The organism is Microbacterium hanjuni (assembly GCF_043556395.1).
GTDB lineage: Bacteria > Actinomycetota > Actinomycetes > Actinomycetales > Microbacteriaceae > Microbacterium.
Map to the genome: position 1 here is coordinate 1486507 of NZ_JBIGIK010000001.1, position 17858 is coordinate 1504364.

The 17858-nt window shown below is 69.3% G+C and carries 18 protein-coding genes; 11 read left to right on the plus strand and 7 right to left on the minus strand.

Translation table 11 applies throughout. The features are described from left to right. Window positions 1-109: 109 nt before the first annotated feature. A complete protein-coding gene (locus tag ACFXP5_RS07215; protein WP_394544108.1) occupies window positions 110-544 on the plus strand; it encodes a hypothetical protein in 435 nt (144 codons plus the stop codon). Here ACFXP5_RS07215 and ACFXP5_RS07220 read toward each other — a convergent pair. Continuing rightward, window positions 490-2919, minus strand: a complete 2430-nt coding sequence (locus ACFXP5_RS07220) for an HAD-IC family P-type ATPase (RefSeq protein ID WP_394544109.1) — start codon at window positions 2917-2919, stop codon at window positions 490-492. The genes ACFXP5_RS07215 and ACFXP5_RS07220 overlap by 55 nt on opposite strands. A gap of 117 nt (window positions 2920-3036) precedes the next feature. Here ACFXP5_RS07220 and ACFXP5_RS07225 point away from each other — a divergent pair, with 117 nt between their 5' ends. Beyond that, a complete protein-coding gene (locus ACFXP5_RS07225) occupies window positions 3037-3159 on the plus strand; it encodes a ribosomal protein bL36 (RefSeq protein ID WP_394528255.1) in 123 nt (40 codons plus the stop codon). A 35-nt stretch (window positions 3160-3194) separates the two neighbouring features. Here the strand turns inward: ACFXP5_RS07225 and nhaA are convergent, their stop codons facing one another. Together nhaA and ACFXP5_RS07235 are read right to left on the minus strand one after the other, a co-directional pair. Next, window positions 3195-4544 (minus strand): Na+/H+ antiporter NhaA, encoded by a 1350-nt coding sequence (gene nhaA, locus ACFXP5_RS07230; RefSeq protein ID WP_394544189.1) that lies wholly within the window; start codon window positions 4542-4544, stop codon window positions 3195-3197. A 288-nt stretch (window positions 4545-4832) separates the two neighbouring features. After that, the gene (locus ACFXP5_RS07235) at window positions 4833-6194 is read right to left on the minus strand and encodes an FAD-dependent oxidoreductase (protein WP_394544110.1); all 1362 of its coding nucleotides are present in this window, start codon (window positions 6192-6194) and stop codon (window positions 4833-4835) included. 46 nt (window positions 6195-6240) lie between these two features. Here ACFXP5_RS07235 and ACFXP5_RS07240 point away from each other — a divergent pair, with 46 nt between their 5' ends. After that, window positions 6241-6933 (plus strand): arsenate reductase/protein-tyrosine-phosphatase family protein, encoded by a 693-nt coding sequence (locus tag ACFXP5_RS07240; protein WP_394544111.1) that lies wholly within the window; start codon window positions 6241-6243, stop codon window positions 6931-6933. Further along, window positions 6930-7325 (plus strand): arsenate-mycothiol transferase ArsC, encoded by a 396-nt coding sequence (locus ACFXP5_RS07245; RefSeq protein WP_394544112.1) that lies wholly within the window; start codon window positions 6930-6932, stop codon window positions 7323-7325. Before ACFXP5_RS07240 ends, ACFXP5_RS07245 begins: the two co-directional genes overlap by 4 nt. 207 nt (window positions 7326-7532) lie before the next feature. Here ACFXP5_RS07245 and ACFXP5_RS07250 read toward each other — a convergent pair whose 3' ends face one another. Further along, the gene (locus ACFXP5_RS07250) at window positions 7533-8858 is read right to left on the minus strand and encodes an FAD-dependent oxidoreductase (RefSeq protein ID WP_394544113.1); all 1326 of its coding nucleotides are present in this window, start codon (window positions 8856-8858) and stop codon (window positions 7533-7535) included. Between the two features lie 71 nt (window positions 8859-8929). On the opposite strand from ACFXP5_RS07250, the gene ACFXP5_RS07255 reads away from it, so the two are divergent. Then, entirely contained in the window at window positions 8930-9277 is a 348-nt protein-coding gene (locus ACFXP5_RS07255; protein ID WP_394544114.1) for an ArsR/SmtB family transcription factor, read from the plus strand. A gap of 31 nt (window positions 9278-9308) precedes the next feature. Further along, a complete protein-coding gene (locus ACFXP5_RS07260) occupies window positions 9309-11141 on the plus strand; it encodes a DUF2207 domain-containing protein (RefSeq protein WP_394544115.1) in 1833 nt (610 codons plus the stop codon). A gap of 100 nt (window positions 11142-11241) precedes the next feature. Here ACFXP5_RS07260 and ACFXP5_RS07265 read toward each other — a convergent pair whose 3' ends face one another. Further along, a complete protein-coding gene (locus ACFXP5_RS07265) occupies window positions 11242-11400 on the minus strand; it encodes a hypothetical protein (protein WP_394528260.1) in 159 nt (52 codons plus the stop codon). 117 nt (window positions 11401-11517) lie between these two features. Between ACFXP5_RS07265 and ACFXP5_RS07270 the strand changes: the two genes are divergently transcribed. From ACFXP5_RS07270 to ACFXP5_RS07285, 4 genes are all read left to right on the plus strand, one after another. Beyond that, the gene (locus ACFXP5_RS07270) at window positions 11518-12444 is read left to right on the plus strand and encodes an ABC transporter ATP-binding protein (protein WP_394544116.1); all 927 of its coding nucleotides are present in this window, start codon (window positions 11518-11520) and stop codon (window positions 12442-12444) included. Then, a complete protein-coding gene (locus ACFXP5_RS07275; RefSeq protein WP_394544117.1) occupies window positions 12441-13298 on the plus strand; it encodes an ABC transporter permease in 858 nt (285 codons plus the stop codon). Before ACFXP5_RS07270 ends, ACFXP5_RS07275 begins: the two co-directional genes overlap by 4 nt. Window positions 13299-13676: 378 nt before the next feature. Continuing rightward, on the plus strand, window positions 13677-14648 hold the full coding sequence (locus tag ACFXP5_RS07280) for an LLM class F420-dependent oxidoreductase (protein WP_394544118.1): 972 nt from the start codon (window positions 13677-13679) through the stop codon (window positions 14646-14648). Between the two features lie 12 nt (window positions 14649-14660). Beyond that, complete coding sequence (locus tag ACFXP5_RS07285) at window positions 14661-15140, plus strand: hypothetical protein (RefSeq protein WP_394544119.1); 480 nt, start codon at window positions 14661-14663, stop codon at window positions 15138-15140. 9 nt (window positions 15141-15149) lie between these two features. Here the strand turns inward: ACFXP5_RS07285 and ACFXP5_RS07290 are convergent, their stop codons facing one another. Then, a complete protein-coding gene (locus ACFXP5_RS07290; RefSeq protein WP_394528265.1) occupies window positions 15150-15386 on the minus strand; it encodes a hypothetical protein in 237 nt (78 codons plus the stop codon). A gap of 234 nt (window positions 15387-15620) precedes the next feature. On the opposite strand from ACFXP5_RS07290, the gene ACFXP5_RS07295 reads away from it, so the two are divergent. Continuing rightward, the gene (locus ACFXP5_RS07295; RefSeq protein WP_394528266.1) at window positions 15621-16655 is read left to right on the plus strand and encodes a TerC family protein; all 1035 of its coding nucleotides are present in this window, start codon (window positions 15621-15623) and stop codon (window positions 16653-16655) included. A gap of 6 nt (window positions 16656-16661) precedes the next feature. Here ACFXP5_RS07295 and ACFXP5_RS07300 read toward each other — a convergent pair whose 3' ends face one another. Next, window positions 16662-17834 carry a glycoside hydrolase family 3 N-terminal domain-containing protein gene (locus tag ACFXP5_RS07300; RefSeq protein ID WP_394544120.1) on the minus strand — a complete coding sequence of 391 codons (1173 nt, stop codon included), beginning with the start codon at window positions 17832-17834 and terminating at the stop codon, window positions 16662-16664. Between the last annotated feature and the right edge of the window lie 24 nt (window positions 17835-17858).

Consider the following 17858-nt stretch of genomic DNA (forward strand, 5'->3'; position numbering starts at 1 on the left):
AGCCGGCTGTTGCACACACTAACAACGCCTCGCCGGGCACACCTTACGAGGGCGCCGGTGGTGCGGCAGGATGGGCGCACCACGATCGCCGGACCGGAAGGCGCGCCGCATGTCCCTCGACCCTGACGTGCCGCGGCGCCCCGCGACGGTGACGATCGCGGTGATCGCGGTGTACATCGGCGGCCTGCTCAACACCGCCCTGGGAATCCTCATCCTGCTCAGCCGCTACCGCGTGCCCGTCGACCAGGTAGTGGCCGTCTCGTTGATCGGCGCGGCGCTGATCCTGCTCGGACTGCTCACCGTGGCCGGCGGCTCTTCGCTCTCACGCGGCAGTGCGCTCGCGCGCGGACTGCTGACCGGCTACCTCGCTGCCCTGTTCGCGCTGCACGTGGTCACCGTGGTCACGACGGATTGGGACGCCTTCTCCGTCGTCGGGATGCTCGCGGCGGCCTATGTCGTCGTCGCGGTGTGGACGCCGCCCGGGCGAGGTTACTTCCGGCGAGTCGCAACGACGGGCTTGCCGACGAGGGTGCGCGCGACATAGCGACGGTGCACGAACCGCACCGCCTCGATCGCGGCGACGGTCAGCACCGTCACCCCGGCGACGAGGTAGGCGCCGTCTTCTCCCGGGTCGACGAGTTGGAAGAACTCCGTCGCGAGCGGGATCGTGAACACCCCGGTCAGGGCGATGAACATCGCTCCGATCACGAGCACCTTCAGCCGGGTCACCGGGCGAGACAGCACGGTGAGCACCCAGATGCCCACGATCGCGAGGATGATCGTCGCCCCGGTGCGCAGCTGAGGTTCGGCGATGCCGAGCGACATGGCCGCCCGCGTGTAGACGGTGAGAGCGATCGCGATGATCAGCCCGGTCGGAATGGCGAAGCTCAACGACCGGCGCAGGAACCCGGGAACGTACCGCGCGGCGTTGGGCATGAGGGCGAGGAAGAAGGCGGGGATGCCGATCGTCAGCCCGTCGGTGATCGACAACTGCCGCGGGAGGAAGGGGAACTCCAGCACGAGCACGCCGAACAGCACGGCGAGCGCCGTGGCGTAGGCCGTCTTGGTGAGGAACAGCATCGAGACGCGCTCGATGTTCGCGATCACCTGACGCCCCTCGGCCACGACCGCCGGCAGGTGGGAGAAGCGCCCGTCGAGCAGCACCAGCCGGGCGACGGCCTTGGTGGCCGCTGCACCCGAGTTCATCGCGATGCCGATATCGGCGGTCTTGATCGCGAGGGCGTCGTTCACCCCGTCGCCGGTCATCGCGACGACGTGCCCGTTCTGCTGCAGCGCGACGACCATGCGCTTCTTCTGATCGGGCGTCACCCGGCCGAACACCGTCTGCGTCTCGAGCAGTGCGGCGAGCTCGTCGTCACCGTCGGGCAGCGAGCGCGCGTCGAAGCCTTCCGCAGCATCCAGTCCCACCTCGCGGGCGATGGCCGCCACCGTGCGCGGGTTGTCGCCCGAGATGATGCGCACCCCGACACCCTGCTCGCGGAAGTACGCCAGCGTCTGGGCGGCGTCGGGGCGCACCTTCTCGCGGAAGGTCAGCACCGTGACGGCGACCGGATGCGCCGGCAGCCGCTCCGCCTCGACGTCGGCGTCGGTGAGGGCGGCATCGGTGTGGGCCAGCACGAGGGTGCGCCGCCCCGACGAGGCGAGCCCCGTGACGAGGGCTCCGAGGGAATGACGATGATCGGATGCTTCGTCGCCGAACACCATCTCGGGGGCACCGAGGATCCAGGTGCCGGCAGGACCCGCGGCGCTCTCGGCGAACGAAACGGCGCTCCACTTGCGGGCGGAGGAGAAGGGGATCTTCTGCGCGACCGTGAGCGGCCGATCCAGCGGGAAGGGCTCGATGAGGCACTTCGCGGTCGCGTTCGCGTCTTCGGCCGCGCCGTACCATCCGAGCGCGTCGCGGTAGCCGGCGATCTCGTCGAGCGGGTGGGAGTCGTCGAAGCGGATCTCCCCTCCGGTGAGGGTGCCGGTCTTGTCGAGGCAGATGACATCGACGCGCGCGAGTCCTTCGACCGCGGGCAGTTCGTTGACGAGCACCTGCTTGGCCGCCAGTCGCGCGGCGCCGACCGCGAACGCGATCGAGGTCATCAGCACCAGGCCGAGCGGGATCATCGCCGTGAGCGAGGCGATCGTGTTGACCACGGCCTGTGGCCAGGTGCCCTGCTCCCACGATTGCACCCAGCCGCCGGCGACCATGACCTGCGCGTTGAGCACGAGCAGCCCGATCGGGCCGATGCCCCATCCGACCCAGGTCAGCACCCGGTTGATCGAGGTGCGCAGTTCGCTCGAGACGAGCGCGAAGCGCTTGGCCTCGGTCGCGAAGGTGTTGGCGTAGGAGTCCGCGCCGACGCGGTTGACCCGGGCGTCACCTTCTCCCCCGACGACCACGGATCCGGAGAGGGCTTCGTCGCCGGCACGTTTGTCGACAGCATCCGATTCTCCGGTGAGCATCGACTCGTCGATCTGCAGTCCGTGCGCGTCGGTGACGATCGCGTCGGCGGGAACCTGGTCACCCGCGCGCAGCACGAGGGTGTCGTCGAGCACGACGTCGGCCGGGGCGATCTCCTGCACGACCCCGCCGCGGCGCACCCGCGCGCGCGGAGCGTTCAGCAGGGCGAGCCGGTCGAGCGCCGCCTTGGCGCGGAACTCCTGCACGCAGCCGATGATCGCGTTGCCGAAGGCGGCAAGGCCGAAGAGGGCGTCCTGCCAGCGTCCGAGCAGGAGCAGCACCAGGAAGCATCCGCCCACGATCGCGTTGAACAGGGTGAAGACGTTGGCACGGATGATGTTCCAGGCGCTGCGGCTGGAGTCGGCCGTATAGGCGTTCGTGCGGCCGTCTGCCACCCGCTCGGCCACTTCGCCGGCGGTGAGTCCGGCCGGGGCGACATCGGTCGTCATGGCGCGACGGTAGCAGCCGCCTCGGACGGTCAGGAAGCGTCGGTCGGGGGGAATGGACGACCCGTCCGCAGCGTTTCACCTATTGATAACGCTTCTCGATAAGAATGGGAGCCCCTCATGAAGGTTCGCAACTCGATCCACACGCTCAAGCAGCTGCCCGGCGCCCAGGTCGTTCGCCGGCGCGGCCGCACTTTCGTCATCAACAAGCTGAGCCCCCGCAACAAGGCCCGCCAGGGCTGAGCCCCCGGTTCCGGGGCCCTTTCGGGCGCCGGGGATCAGGAGCGGGGGCCCCACCCCACCCCGCCCCGGTAGATGTCGGGCGTGCCATCGCTGTCTTCGTCGATCTGCTCGGCGAGTTCGATGGCTTTGTACTGCCGGTTCCGCGTGATCAGAACGGTCGACGCGAGGATCGAGGCGAGCAGCGAGGCGATCATGATCGCGATCTTGGCGTCGTCACCGTGAAGGCTGTCGGCGCCGAAGCTGAGCTCGGCGACGAGCAGCGAGACGGTGAAGCCGATCCCCGCGAGCAGCCCGACGCCGATGAGGTCGATCCATCGCAGGCTCGGGTCGAGCTTCACGCGCGTCATCAGCGTCAGCAGCCGGACGGACAGCACGATGCCGATGGGTTTGCCGACCACGAGACCGACCACGATGCCGATCGTGACCGGATCCGAGGCCGCACGGACGATGCCGTCCACTCCGCCCACGGCGACGCCCGCCGCGAAGAACGCGAAGACGGGCACGGCGATGCCGGCGGAGAGCGGCCGGAAGCGGTGTTCAAACTCCTCGGCCAACCCCGGCGCGCCGGCGGGTCGCGGATCTTTGCGTCCCGGACGCACCGGGATCGTGAACGCCAAGGCCACCCCGGCGATCGTGGCGTGCACCCCGGAGGCGTGCAAGAACGCCCACGCCGCGAAGCCGAGGGGCAGCAGGATGAGCCACGCCGCGAACGCCCTGTCGCGGAACAGCGCTCGGTAGCGCTGCGCGAGAAGCCCGTAGACGGCGATGATGCCCACCGAGATGAGCAGCGGCACGAACTCGATTTCGGCCGTGTAGAAGACCGCGATGATGAAGATCGCGATGAGGTCGTCCACAACAGCGAGGGTCAGCAGGAAGACGCGCAGCGGGCTGGGCAGGTGCGAGCCGACGAGGGCGAGCACCGCGACCGCGAAAGCGATGTCGGTCGCGGTCGGAATCGCCCACCCGGTGCGCAGCGACGGCTCCTGCCACACGATCGCGGTGTAGATGAGCGCGGGCACGAGCACGCCACCGAAGGCCGCCGTGATGGGCACGATCGCGGTGCCGAACCGGCGCAGGTCGCCCGAGACGACCTCGCGCTTGAGCTCGAGACCGACCAGGAAGAAGAAGACGGCGAGCAGTCCGTCGGCGGCCCAGGTGCCGAGTGTGAGGTCGAGGTGCCAGGGCTCGTAGCCGATGCGGAAGTCGCGGAGCGCGAAGTAGGCATCGGCGGCCGGAGAGTTGGCCCACACGATCGCGATGGCCGCGGCGACGACGAGCAGGATGCCGCCGACCGCTTCTTTGCGCAGGAGCGTGGTGATGCGTCCGGTCTCGGCAGGGCCGGACCACTGCGGAAAACGGCCGGGCGGCGAGGGGGCGTGGCTCATGCGGGATCCTTTGATCGGGTCGATGAAGATGTCGTCGACCAGACTTCCCGACACGCCGATTCCATCTTATCTACAGCCCTACACGGGCCCTTCCGCCCTGGCAATGGCGTAGCGCCGTTCGCGCCCCCGCCCGTTCCCCGTCCACCCGCGGGCCGGCCCCTCTTCCGCTCCCCCGTCGCAAAACGCGGGTCGCACGCGCCATTCGTGACAGGGGAAGCATCCGGAGTTCTGCTCCCCTGTCGCAAACGGTGGGTGCGAGCCGCAGGATGCGACAGGGGAACCAGTCCGTCAGAGCGAGCGCGACCAGGCCTGGGTCGCGACCTGCACCGCATCCCAGGGAGAGCCGAGCGGCGGCGTGTACGACAGGTCGAGGTCGCTCATCGCGGCGACCGACATCCCGTGATGCAGAGCCGTGGCATAGGTGTCGACGCGCTTGGATATCTCCGCGCCCCGTGAGCCGACCAGTTGCGCACCGAGAAGGCGTCCCTCGGTGTCACCGGTGATGCGGATGCTGATGGGTGTCGCGCCCGGGTAGTACCGCTTGTGATCATCGGCCACGGCGGTGTGGCTGTGGGCGCCGAACCCGGCGGCAGCGGCCTCGAGGTTGCGCAGCCCGGTACGAGCGGCCACGACGTCGAACACCTTCACGACCTGAGTACCGAGGCTGCCGGCGAAACGCGCGTCGCCGCCGATCGCGTTCTCGCCGGCGACCCGCCCCTGCTTATGGGCGGTCGTGCCGAGCGGCAAGTAGGTCACGCCCAGCAAGCGGTGGTGCGTGACGACACCGTCGCCCGCCGCCCACACGTGGGGAAGGCCGGTGCGCATCTGCTCGTCGACGACGACCGCGCCGCCGGCACCGGTGCTCGCCCCGGCCGAGGTCAGCAGGCCGGTGTTCGGGCGCACCCCGACAACGACGAGCACGAGGTCGGCGCTGCGGGTGAACGCCTCGCCGTCGCGGGAGCCCGTCACGCTCAGCCGTCCGCCGTCCCGGACGACACCCTCGACGCGCGTGCCGGTGAGCACCTCCACGTCGTGTCGGGTCAGCTCGTCGTGCACGAGCGCCCCGAGCTCGGGGTCGAGGGTTGAGAGCACTTCGGGGCCGCGCTGCAACTGCGTGACCGTGAGGCCGCGCACGGTGAGGGCTTCCGCCATCTCGAGCCCCACATAGCCAGCCCCCACAATGATCGCGGTCTCGGGCTGGTGGGTGTCGAGGTAGTTCTCGAGCGCGAAGGTGTCGCCCATCGAGTGCAGCAGGTGCACCCCGTCGTCGGGACCCAGCCTGTCGAGGCCGGCGATGCCCGCGGTGGAGGGGGAGGCGCCGGTACCGACCATCACCTCGTCGTACACGATGGTCGATTCGGCACCGCTCGCATCGCGCACGGTCAGCCGCTGTCCCGCCACATCGATGCTGGTGGCGAGGGTATCGAGCCGGAGCCGCATGCCGGTTGCTTCGAGGTCGGCATGGGTGCGGTGAGCGAGCGACTGCCACGGCTGCACCTCGCGGGAGAAGTAGTACGGGATGCCGCAGATCGAGAAGTTCGGGTACGCGTCGGCGACGACGACGGTGACATCCACCGAGGGATCGAGTTCGCGGGCTCGCAGGGCGGTGGAGATTCCGGCGTCGCTTCCGCCGATGGCTACCAGGTGCATGCGCTCATCTTGACCCGGCGACGCTCTTTCAGTCAAGATTGAGACAATGAACACTGAACGAACGGTGCTCCTCGAGGCGCGAGCTGCACGACACGCCGCTCTGAGCGACCCGTCGCGCCTGCGGATCGTCGACCTGCTCACCCTCGGCGACCTGTCACCGACCGAGATCCGCACCGCGCTCGACATTCCCTCGAACCTCATCACCCACCACCTCAACGTGCTCGAGTCAGTCGGCATCATCGCTCGGTCCCGCTCCGAGGCCGACAAGCGCCGCAGCTACGTGCACCTCACCCCCACCGCGCTCGAGGGCCTCATCCCCGGGCTCGTCGAGCGCGCGTCGCGGGTGGTGTTCGTCTGCACGGCCAACTCCGCGCGGTCCCAGCTCGCCGCTGCGCTCTGGTCGACGGTGAGCGACATCCCTGCCGCGTCCGGGGGTACGCATCCCGCCGACGCGATCGCCGCGGGCGCCGTGGCGGCAGCATCCCGTCGCGATCTGGTGCTGACCGACGATCGCCCGCGGGCCCTGGATGAGGTCGTGACCGCAAGCGACTTCGTCGTCACCGTCTGCGACAACGCCCACGAAGAACTCGGGGTGACCGGCAACCTGCACTGGTCGATCCCCGATCCCGTGCGCATCGGCACCGACGCCGCGTTCGACGCGACGTTCATCGAACTGCAGCGCCGCATCACGGAGCTCGCTTCCCGTCTCACCCCCGGCTCGAAGGAAACCCGACCGTGAACACCACCCCCACCGTCCTGTTCATCTGCCAGCACAACGCCGGCCGCTCTCAGCTGGGCGCAGCCCTGCTCGAGCACCTCGCGGGCGATCGCTTCACCGCGACCTCTGCAGGCCTCTCACCCGCCGACGAGGTCAACCCGGCCGTCGCCGCGACGGTCGCGGAGCTCGGTATGGACATCACCGACCGCACGCCTCGCGCGGTGACCGTGCAGGACCTCGACGACGCCGACCTGGTCGTGCTGATGAAGCCGGGGCTGGAGCTGCCCTCGACCCCGCGCGGCGAGGTGCTGGAGTGGTCGTTCCCCAACCCCGAGGCCTGGGACGCGGATGCCGTCCGCCCGCTTCGCGAGGCCGTGTCGGAGAAGATCCAGGCCGTGATCATCGCGCGCTGATCCCAGCCCGCCCGGCGCTCCCCGGTCAGCCCTGCTGCTGCTCGCCTGTCACGAAATGCGGGTCGCATTCGCACTTCGTGACAGGCGAAGCATCCCGAGCACTGCTCCCCTGTCACGAAATGCCGGTCGCATACGCACTTCGTGACAGCGGAACGGCACGAGGCGAAGGCTGCGCGAACGGCACAAGACGCGGAGTCAAGAACGGGGTCAGACGGATGCGGGCGCCCGGCCGATCTGCAGAACCTGCGCGGGCACGGCGCAGCACGAGCTACCCGCCCCGTCGAAGAGGCTCGCGCCCCCGCACACGCCCGTGTCGGGAAGCACGAGCTCGACGCGTCGGGCAGCTTCCCGGTCCCCGGCGAGTTCGGCCACGACGCTGCGCACCTGCTCGTACCCGGTCAGCGCGAGGAAGGTCGGCGCGCGCCCGTACGACTTCGCCCCGACGAGGTAGAAGTCGAGCTCGGGTTGAGCCAGGTCGACAGCGCCGGTCGCGGCGACCGAACCGCAGGAGTGGATGTTCGGGTCGACCTCGGCGGCGATCCGCACGGGCGCCTGCAGGGTCGGGTCCAGCTCCAGGCGCAGCTCGGAGAGGAACGACAGGTCTGGACGGAACCCCGTCAGCACGACGACGCGATCGGCCGTGAGCGTGCGCCCATCCTCAGCAACCAGAACGGGACGGTCGCCGTCGCGGGTGACCTCCGCGACACGGAACCCGGTGACGAGATTCACCAGCCCGCCGTCGACGTACTCTCTGGCCCGGGCGCCGAGCGCCCCGCGCGCAGGCAGCTCGTCCGCCTCGCCGCCGCCGAACGCGTGACCGGCGACGGCCCTTCGCAGCGCCCAGGTCACCGTCGTGTCGGGGTCGCGGCGCGCCATCCGCGCGAGCGCCAGAACGGCAGTGACGGCAGAGTGCCCCGACCCGACGACCACCGTGTGTTTGCCCTCGAACCCTTCACGGTCGCGAAAATCCGGGATCCGGTAGGACAGAAGATCGGCGGATGCTTTTTCGCCGAGCGCGGGCAGACCGTCGGCGCCCGCGGGGTTGGGCGATGACCACGTTCCGGACGCGTCGAGCACGGCGCGGGCTTCGAGGCGGTACTCGCGACCATCGGCCGGCTCGACGTGGACGGTGAACGGCTGCTCTCCCCGGCCGGCGTCGACCAGCCGGTCTCGGCCCCGACGCGACACGCCGACGACGCGCGCGCCGAATCGGACGCGGTCACCCAGGGCCGCGGCGAGCGGCGCGAGATAGGACGAGATCCACTGCGCGCCGGTGGGGAAGCCGATCGCAGGCTCTCGCCACCCCGTCGGCGCGAGCAACCGCGCCGAGGCGGCGTCGATCAGCTCGGGCCATTCCGAGAAGAGCCGCACGTGGTGCCATTCCGCAACTGCGGCGGCGGGTCCGTCACCCGCCTCCAGCACGATCACGGGCATGCCGCGTTCGACGAGGTGGGCCGCGGCCGCAAGACCCTGCGGGCCGGCGCCGATCACGACGGTGGGTAGGTCGTTCTGGATCACAGGGCTCCCTCGCATCGAGACATCTCGATGAATCGAGGCTCGCCCATACATCGACGAATGTCAATGCGACGTGGAAGGATGGAGGCATGACGGTCGCTCTCCCCCTCCTCACCTCGGATAGCGCGAACTGTTGCGCGCCGGTCACCGCCGGCGTCCTCGACGAGGGTGAGGCGGAGCGCATCGCACGCGTGTTCAAGGCGCTGGGCGATCCGACACGGGTGCGACTGCTGTCGTTGATCGCCGCATCACCGAACAACGAAGCCTGCATCTGCGACCTGACGGCCCCCGTCGGCCTGTCGCAGCCCACCGTCTCGCACCACATGAAGCAGCTCGTCGATGCCGGCCTCGCCACCCGCGAGCAGCGGGGCCGCTGGGCGTACTACCGCGTCGTGGCCCAGGGCCTCGAACGCGCCGCCAACGCCCTCCGCCCCTGAGCGTCCAGCCCTGCTGGGTAGGGTCGGGGGCATGGCCGCTCGCACTCGCTCCCTCCGGCTTCTGCTCACGCTGATCTTCGCGACCGTCGTCGCCGCACCGTTCGCGGTGGGCGGGGTCGCAGCATCCGCCGACACCGACGACTTCACCTTCGACTCGTTCCACGCCGACATGAGCCTCACCCGCGCGGCCGACGGCCACGCCGAGGTGGCCATCACCGAGACGATCGTCGCGCGCTTCCCCGACGAGGACCAGAACCGCGGCATTGTGCGCGCGATCCCCGACGATGCCGACGGTGTGCCCCTGCACACCGAGATCCTCTCGGTCACTCGCGGCGACGGTTCCGACCTCCCGTACGAAGTCGACGAGGGCGGCGGGTTCATCCAGGTGGCCACCGGCGACGACTCCTACGTTCGGGGCGTGCAGACGTACGTCATCTCGTACACGCAGCGCGACTCCATCCGCGCCTACGCCGACACGGGCGCCGACGAGTTCTACCGCGACATCAACGGCACCGGCTGGCAGCAGCCCTTCGGCGAGGTGAGCGCGACGATCGTCGTCGACCCCTCACTCACCGACGCGCTGACCGGCGACGTCTCGTGCTACCAGGGAGCCGAGGGCTCCACCGACACCTGCACGGTCGACGAGCGCGGCGGCCCGGGCGAGGCGCGCATGTTCTACCCGGAGGCCTACGACCTCGCCGCCGAAGAGAACGTGAGCGTCGCGATCGGCTTCGAAGCCGGCACGTTCGTGCCCGGCGAGGTCGTGCGCAGCCCGCTCGAGACCTTCGCCGCGGCCACCGCCCCGGTGTGGACGGTCGGTTCGATCGCCGCGATGCTCGCGAGTATCGCCGCGGCCGTCGCCGGCTTCGTCGCTCGTCGGCGAAGCGGCGACGCCGCAGGACGCGGTCTCATCATCGCCGAGTACGACCCCCCGAAAGAGGTGACCGTCGCCCAGGCCGCGCACCTCGTCGGGCGCGGAGCCGCCGCTGTGCCCGCGACGATCGTCGACCTCGCGGTGCGGGGAAACCTCCGCATCGTCACCCGGGGCGACGACACCGTCACGCTGGAGTACGTCGCCGCGAGCGATGATCCGCAACGCCAGAAAGCCCTCGACGCGATCTTCGAGTTCGCCGCCGAACCGGGGGGCCGCGTCTGGCTCGGGGGCGACACGCAACAGGTCGCCAGCCGCCTCGCCGCCTACTCGGCGGGGGCTGCCTCCGACCTCCGTGCCGCCGGCTTGACGCGCAAACGCTCGCAGAAGGTGTCGGTCATCACCCTGCTCGTGGTCATCGTGGCGTTCTTCGTCGCGGTCGCGAGCCTCGTCTTCGCCGGGTTCAGCCACACCGCGAGCCTGCTGAGCATCGTCGCGATCCCCGTCGTCGTCATCGCGGGCGCCGCCTCCGTGTTCAGCTGGCGCCAGCGAGACCGCGTCACCGACGCCGGCGCGCCCGTCCGCGACCACCTCATCGGCCTCCGCGAATATCTGGAACTCGCCGAAGCAGACCGTATCCAGATGCTGCAGAGCCCGGACGGCGCGGAGCGCACGCCCGACGGCGTGGTCGAGCTCTACGAGAAACTCCTCCCCTACGCCGTCATCTGGGGCATCGAGCGCGAGTGGGCCGAAGTGCTCGAAACACGCGTGCACGAGACGCGCCGCGAGATCGACTGGTACACCGGCGCGAACGGCTTCACCAGCACCGCCTTCGCCGCAGCGCTGATCAGCACCCGCAGTGCCACGAACCCCACGGCGGCAGCCTCCTCGGCGGCGTGGGCCTCGAGCGGGGGCAGCAGCTTCTCGGGCGGGTCGATGGGCGGCGGATTCTCGGGCGGCGGCATGGGCGGCGGAGGCGGCGGGGGGCGCTGACCCGCGCGGCTGAGGCGGCGGGGGCGCTGACCCGCGCGACCGCTGCGCCGCGGGCACGACGAAGCCCCGGAGCCTCAGCCCCGGGGCTTCGTCTCGCCGATCAGGTCTGGCGGCGGATGAAGCGCATCAGCCAGGCGATCACCGCGAGCACGATGAGCACGATGCCGATCCACAGCAGGAACTTCACCGCCTCGACGAAGACACCGAGCAGCAGAAGCACGATTCCGACAATGAGCAGCAGTACAGCGAGTCCGACCATGCGTCTAGTGTGGCCTCTCCCGGGGCCGAGCGCACGCTACGTTCCGAGGAAAATCGGGATAACCGGATGCTGCGTACCTGAGCGCGCTCGTTACGGTGGGCACATGGAGTACTCCTCGTGATCGAAGCCCATTCACTGACCAAGCGATTCGGCGACAAGACCGCCGTCGACAACATCGACTTCACCGTCCGCCCCGGACTCGTCACCGGATTCCTCGGACCCAACGGCGCCGGCAAATCGACCACCATGCGCATGATCGTCGGCCTCGACCGCCCCTCGCAGGGCTCGGTCCTCGTCAACGGCAAGCCTTACGCCGAACACCGTGCGCCCCTTCACCAGGTCGGCGCGCTGCTGGACGCGAAGGCCGTGCACACCGGCCGCAGCGCTCGCAACCACCTGCTCGCGATCGGCGCGACGCACCGCATCCCGAAGGCGCGCGTCGACGAGGTCATCGGCCTCACCGGCCTCGACTCGGTCGCCCGCAAGCGCGTCGGCGGCTTCTCGCTCGGGATGGGCCAGCGACTCGGACTCGCCGCGGCACTGCTCGGCGACCCGGCCACGCTCATCCTCGACGAGCCCGTGAACGGGCTGGACCCTGAGGGGGTCGTCTGGGTGCGCCAGTTCGTGCGCCACCTCGCGTCGGAGGGACGCACCGTCTTCCTGTCGTCCCACCTCATGAGCGAGATGGCCCAGACCGCCGACCACATCATCGTGCTGGGACGCGGCCGCGTCGTGGCCGATGCCCCCGTCACCGAGATCCTCGCGAACGCCGCGGGCGGCTCGGTCAAGGTGCGCACCCCGCAGGTCGCCACCCTGCAGCCGCTGCTGCAGGCCCAGGGCGCCACCGTCACCGCCACCGATCCCGACGTGCTGTCCGTGACCGGACTCGACTCCCCCCGTATCGGAGAGCTCGCCGCGGGCGCCGCCGTCGTGCTCTACGAGCTGACGCCGGTGACCGGCTCGCTCGAAGACGCCTACATGGCCCTCACGCGCGACGAAGTCGAATACCACAGCACCGAGACCCCCGCGGAGGCGACCCGATGAGCACCTCGACCCCCACCCGCGTCTTCACGCCCACCGGGCACGACGTCAGTTTCAGCGGCGCCGTGCGCTCCGAATGGATCAAGCTCCGCACCATCCGCTCGACGTGGTGGTGCTACGCCATCCTCTTCGTGCTCGTCGTCGGTTTCAGCGCGTTGCTGTCGTCGACCTTGAGCGTGGAGCCTGCCCCGACCGGGGCGGCCGCCCAGTCGCTCGCCGTTCAGGCGGTCACGATCAGCACCACCTTCGGTGCGCTCGTGGTGAGCGTGCTCGGGGTGCTCATCATCTCGGGCGAGTACGGCACCGGGATGATCCGCTCGACCCTCACCGCAGTCCCCAAGCGGCTGCCCGCGCTCGTCGCGAAGGCGCTGGTCTTCGCGATCGCCACGTTCGTCGTCTCGGCGATCTCGTTCGCGGTGTCGGTGCCGATCTCGGTCGCCCTCCTCTCAGGCAAGGGTCTCGAGATCGACCTCGGCGACTCGCAGTACTGGCTCGCGCTGCTGGGCGGTGTCGGCTACCTCGTGCTCGTCGGGCTCATCGCGTTCTCGCTCGGCGCGATCATCCGCAACACCGCCGGTGGCGTGGCCGTCGCCCTCGGCCTCGTGCTGGCCGCGCCGATCGTGCTGAGCATCATCAGCGCGCTCACCCAGCTCACGTGGGTGCTGAACCTGGAGAAGCTGCTGCCGTCGTCGGCCGGCGGACTGCTGTCCACCTACCCGGTGACCGACGCCGCGGCGGCGCCGACCCCGGACGGCGTGTGGGTACTCGAGCCGTGGCAGGGCGGGCTCATCCTCGTCGTGTGGTTCGTGGTGCTGTTCACCACGGCCGCCGTGCTGCTCAAGCGCCGCGACGCCTGAACTGAACTGCTCCCCTGTCACGACGTGCGGGCCCGACCCGTCGATCGTGACAGGGGAGCAGCGTTTCGGCCATACCACACCGGGCCAACCTGAGTGCGTTGACATGTGCACCCCTTAGCTTGCGAAGATGAACAATCCTCAGGAACGTTCGTCACGTCTTGCTCCCCTCTCGGTCGGTGTCGACCGCACGGAAACCTCGAAGACGTCGAAGACGACGAAGCCCACCCGCGACCGTGACGTCGCGCCCCGATCGACGAAGCCCCGCACCATCACCGGCCGCCAGCCCTTTTAAACCCAACGGTCGCGTCGTCGCAAGCCCGAGACCCGCAGCATCCCCGGAACTTATCGTGTGAGCACGCCACACCACCGGAGGATGCCATGACGCGGTTCGGATACACCTTGATGACCGAGCAGAGCGGTCCCCGCGAGCTCGTGAAGTATGCGACCGCGGCGGAGGGAGCCGGGTTCGACTTCCTCGTCTCCAGCGACCACTACTCCCCCTGGCTCACCACCCAGGGGCACGCGCCCTACGCGTGGACGGTGCTCGGCGCGGTCGCGCAGGCGACCTCGACCGTCGAGCTCATGACCTACGTCACGTGCCCGACGATGCGGTACCACCCCGCGGTCGTAGCGCAGAAGTCGGCCACCCTGCAGATCCTCTCGGACAACCGCTTCACCCTCGGGGTGGGGTCGGGCGAGAACCTCAACGAGCACGTCGTCGGCGAGGGGTGGCCCTCGGTGCTCGTGCGCCAGGACATGCTCGTCGAGGCGATCGAGATCATCCAGGCGCTGCACACCGGCGACCTCGTCACCTACGGCGGCGAGTACTTCCGCGTCGACTCCGCCCGCGTCTGGGACGCCCCCGACAACGGCGTCCCGATCGGTGTCGCCGTGTCCGGACCGAGCTCGATCGAGAACTTCGCGACCCTCGCCGATCACCTCATCACCACCGAGCCCGACGCCGACCTGCTGACGGCGTGGGACGACGCGCGCACCGGCGAGCCCGCCTCCCGCAAGATCGGCCAGATCCCCATCAGCTGGGATCCCGACAAGGACGCGGCGATCGCCCGTGCCCACGAGCAATTCCGATGGTTCGCCGGCGGTTGGTCGGTCAACGCCGACCTCCCCACCCCCGCCGGTTTCGCCGGAGCCAGCCAGTTCGTGCGCCCCGAAGACGTGGCGGAGGCGATCGCGTGCGGTCCCGACCTCGACGCCCTCGCCGAAAGCGTCCGCCCCTTCGTCGACGCCGGATTCACCGACATCGCGATCGTGCAGGTGGGTGACGAGCAGCAGGAGCGCTTCGTGGCGGAGATCGCCGAGCCGTTGCTCGAAAAGCTCCGAGCTCTCTGAAAGACTGCGGCCATGGCGACCACCTTCGAACAGGCTCAGCAGGCGATCCTCGCGCTCAACTCCGAAAAGCTCCCCTTCGTGTACGAACCGACGCCCGACGGCGTGCGTGCGCTCTGGAAGTACGCCGACGTGTTCTGGCACAGCTACATCGCCGGCGGCAAGGTCGACGAGTCCTATGAGCTGACGGTGATCCTCGACGCGGCCGACTCCGAGTGGAAGTTCGAGGAGTCGTCCTCGCAGTCCGAGGTGCACTTCAACGCGACGGGCCTCGGCATGTCCAAGAGCTGGCAGAAGGGCCCGCAGAAGAAGTTCTCCTTCCAGAAGGGCGCGGCGCTGCACACCGAGCAGACCGACCGCAACGGCACCGAAGAGGGCTACGTCTACGGCTGGAAGTTCACCACCGACGAGGTGAAGGCCCCCGTCGTGGAAGCACTCACCGCACTCGGCTGGAAGAGCGGCAACGGCTTCTTCTCGCGCCTGTTCGGCGGCTGAGCCTCCGGGTCAGGACTCGATCTCGCCGGCGACGATCGCGTCGGCGTACTTGCGCAGATCGGGGCCGGGCTCGTAATCGATGAAGCGGTCTTTCAGCCGGGCGTTCAACTCGGCGAAGGCGGCGTCGGACGACTCGCCCTGGTGCGATGCCGCGACAGCGATCACGGCTTCGCGCAGCACCCGGTCGGCGTCATCGAGGATCTTCGCTCGGGCGGGCTCGTTCCAACGGATCTCACTGCTGTCCATGTCGCGATGCTAGGCGCGCGCACCTGCAGTACCGGAGGGGTTGCGTCGGTCGACGGCACGGCGTAGCGGAACGGATGCTGTATTCTGTAAGAGCAAGGGGAGTATTCCCGACTGCGGCGGACCCGTCACTACGGACTTGATGAAGAGTCCCGGCCCGTCGGCCTCGGCTCTGATCCGAGGTGGAAGAGACCTTGACGTCCTATTCGAACGTCCTCTCACCCTTGGAGCACTCCTGTGGAGATCACCCCACTCATCTGGCTCATCACGATCGCCGTCACCATCGCGTTCTTCGCCTTCGAGTTCTTCGCGCACGTACGCACACCGCATGAACCCTCGATCGGCGAGTCCGCCCGCTGGTCGGTGTTCTACATCGGCCTGGCACTGTTGTTCGGCGTCGGTATCGGCATGTTCTCGGGCTGGAACTTCGGCGGGGAGTACTTCGCCGGCTACCTGACGGAGAAGGCCCTCTCGGTCGACAACATCTTCGTGTTCCTCCTGGTGATGACCGGATTCGCGGTGCCGAAGAAGTACCAGCAGAAGGTGCTGCTCATCGGCATCGCGATCGCGCTCGTCATGCGCGGCATCTTCATCGCGCTCGGCGCGGCCCTGATCGAGAACTACTCGTGGGTCTTCTACATCTTCGGCGCCCTGCTGCTCGTGCTCGCCTACCGTCAGGCGTTCACCCACGGTGAGTCGGATCCGGCGAACGGCCGGTTCATGGGTCTGGTTCGTCGCATCCTGCCCGTCCACAACGAGTTCCACGAAGACAAGCTGACCGTCAAGATCGACGGCAAGCGATTCATCACCCCGATGTTCCTCACGATCATCGCCATCGGGTTCATCGACCTGGTCTTCGCGTTCGACTCGATCCCCGCGATCTACGGACTCACCAACGAGGCCTACATCGTGTTCACCGCGAACGCCTTCGCGCTCATGGGGCTGCGTCAGCTGTACTTCCTCGTCGGCGGGCTGCTCGAGCGCCTCGTCTTCCTTGCTCAGGGCCTCGCGATCATCCTCGCCTTCATCGGCGTGAAGCTGGTGTTCCACGCCCTCCACGTCAACGAGCTGCCCTTCATCAACGGCGGCGAGCCGGTGCTGTGGGCGCCCGAGATCCCGATCTGGTTCTCGCTCGTGTTCATCGGCGCCACCATCGCCGTCGCCACCGTGGCCAGCCTCGCGAAGACCCGCCACGACGACCGCAAGAAGGATCGCGGCGAGATCGAGGGCGAGCCGGTCATCCATGCGAAGGATCAGAGCCCCTCGCACTGACCGGGGTCAGGGCTGCTTGGCCTGCACCACTCGGCGGGCGGCCGCGTCGACCTGGGCGGCGAAGGCCGGGTCGCTCTGCGCCCGAGCCAGGACGGCCTGATACATCTCGGGGAAGAGCGAGGGGTCGGCCGACACCAGCACGAGGTCGACCCCCGCAGCGATCGAGAGAGTGGCGCGGTCGGCCGGCGACCACGCGGCCACCTGATCGGCCGCGGAGAGGTCGTCGGTCGTCACGACACCGGTATATCCCAGCTGGCCGCGCAGCAAGCCCGTGACCACGGCGGGCGAGAAGGCGGCCGGGGCGTTCGCGTCGATGCGCGCGTAGATCGCGGTCGACATCATCACGACCGCGGGGCCCTCTGCCAACAGGGTGCGGTACACCGCGACGTCGGGCGAATCCGCTCCGACCACGTCGTCGACCACCCCCGCAGTGGTATCGGTGTTCTGGGAGACCCGGCCGAGACCCGGGAAGTGCTTGAACGTGGGCAGCACTCCCGATGCGCGCATCCCCGTGGCGAAGGCCCCGGCGCGAGAGGCGACCGTCGCCTCGTCGAAGCCGTACTCCCGGTTGAGCGCGCCGATGGGCGGGTTCTGCGCGCCGACCTCGGGGCTCGTCACGATGTCGGCGACGGGAGCGAGGTTCATCGTGACCCCCGCCGCCCGCAACTGCGCACCCCAGCGGGTGGCATCCGCCTGCACCGTCGCGGCGTCGCTCCGCGCCTGCGTCAGCGCCGTCGGCATGTCATCGAAACCGGGGCCCGAGAGCACCTGCACGTCGCCGCCCTCCTGGTCGGTCGCGACCCACAGGGGAGGATCCGCCGGGTCGTGCACCGCGCTGAACGCCCCCACGAAGGCGGCCGCAGCATCCACCCCCGCTGACGACCGGCCGTGCAGGAACACGCCCCCGACGTGCTGATCGGACACCGCGGCGAGCGTGACGGGGTCGGGAGCGGCGACCGACGTGCCCACCATGAAGAGCTGCCCCACGCGCTGCTCGAGGCTGAGGTCGGCGATCGGGTCCACAGTCGTGGGCGTCGGGGTGGGGGTGGGCGTGGACCGCGCGGTGGTCGCCGTCGGGGTCGGCGCGGCGGTCGGGGCGGTCGGCTCGGGTGCACACGCGGCGAGCGCGAGCAGCGCGACCGCAGCCAACAGCGCCGAGGCGCGCGAGGTCTTCGTCACGGTCCCATCGTGGCGGCACTCCTC

Coding starts and splice junctions, on each gene's coding strand:
- ACFXP5_RS07285 (WP_394544119.1), top strand. CDS start 14,661: ATGGCGACCACCTTCGAACAGGCTCAGCAGGCGATCCTCGCGCTCAAC.
- ACFXP5_RS07250 (WP_394544113.1), bottom strand. CDS start 8,858: ATGCGAGGGAGCCCTGTGATCCAGAACGACCTACCCACCGTCGTGATC.
- ACFXP5_RS07225 (WP_394528255.1), top strand. CDS start 3,037: ATGAAGGTTCGCAACTCGATCCACACGCTCAAGCAGCTGCCCGGCGCC.
- ACFXP5_RS07235 (WP_394544110.1), bottom strand. CDS start 6,194: ATGCACCTGGTAGCCATCGGCGGAAGCGACGCCGGAATCTCCACCGCC.
- ACFXP5_RS07265 (WP_394528260.1), bottom strand. CDS start 11,400: ATGGTCGGACTCGCTGTACTGCTGCTCATTGTCGGAATCGTGCTTCTG.
- ACFXP5_RS07290 (WP_394528265.1), bottom strand. CDS start 15,386: ATGGACAGCAGTGAGATCCGTTGGAACGAGCCCGCCCGAGCGAAGATC.
- ACFXP5_RS07215 (WP_394544108.1), top strand. CDS start 110: ATGTCCCTCGACCCTGACGTGCCGCGGCGCCCCGCGACGGTGACGATC.
- ACFXP5_RS07275 (WP_394544117.1), top strand. CDS start 12,441: ATGAGCACCTCGACCCCCACCCGCGTCTTCACGCCCACCGGGCACGAC.
- nhaA (WP_394544189.1), bottom strand. CDS start 4,544: ATGAGCCACGCCCCCTCGCCGCCCGGCCGTTTTCCGCAGTGGTCCGGC.
- ACFXP5_RS07280 (WP_394544118.1), top strand. CDS start 13,677: ATGACGCGGTTCGGATACACCTTGATGACCGAGCAGAGCGGTCCCCGC.
- ACFXP5_RS07240 (WP_394544111.1), top strand. CDS start 6,241: ATGAACACTGAACGAACGGTGCTCCTCGAGGCGCGAGCTGCACGACAC.
- ACFXP5_RS07220 (WP_394544109.1), bottom strand. CDS start 2,919: ATGACGACCGATGTCGCCCCGGCCGGACTCACCGCCGGCGAAGTGGCC.
- ACFXP5_RS07255 (WP_394544114.1), top strand. CDS start 8,930: ATGACGGTCGCTCTCCCCCTCCTCACCTCGGATAGCGCGAACTGTTGC.
- ACFXP5_RS07260 (WP_394544115.1), top strand. CDS start 9,309: ATGGCCGCTCGCACTCGCTCCCTCCGGCTTCTGCTCACGCTGATCTTC.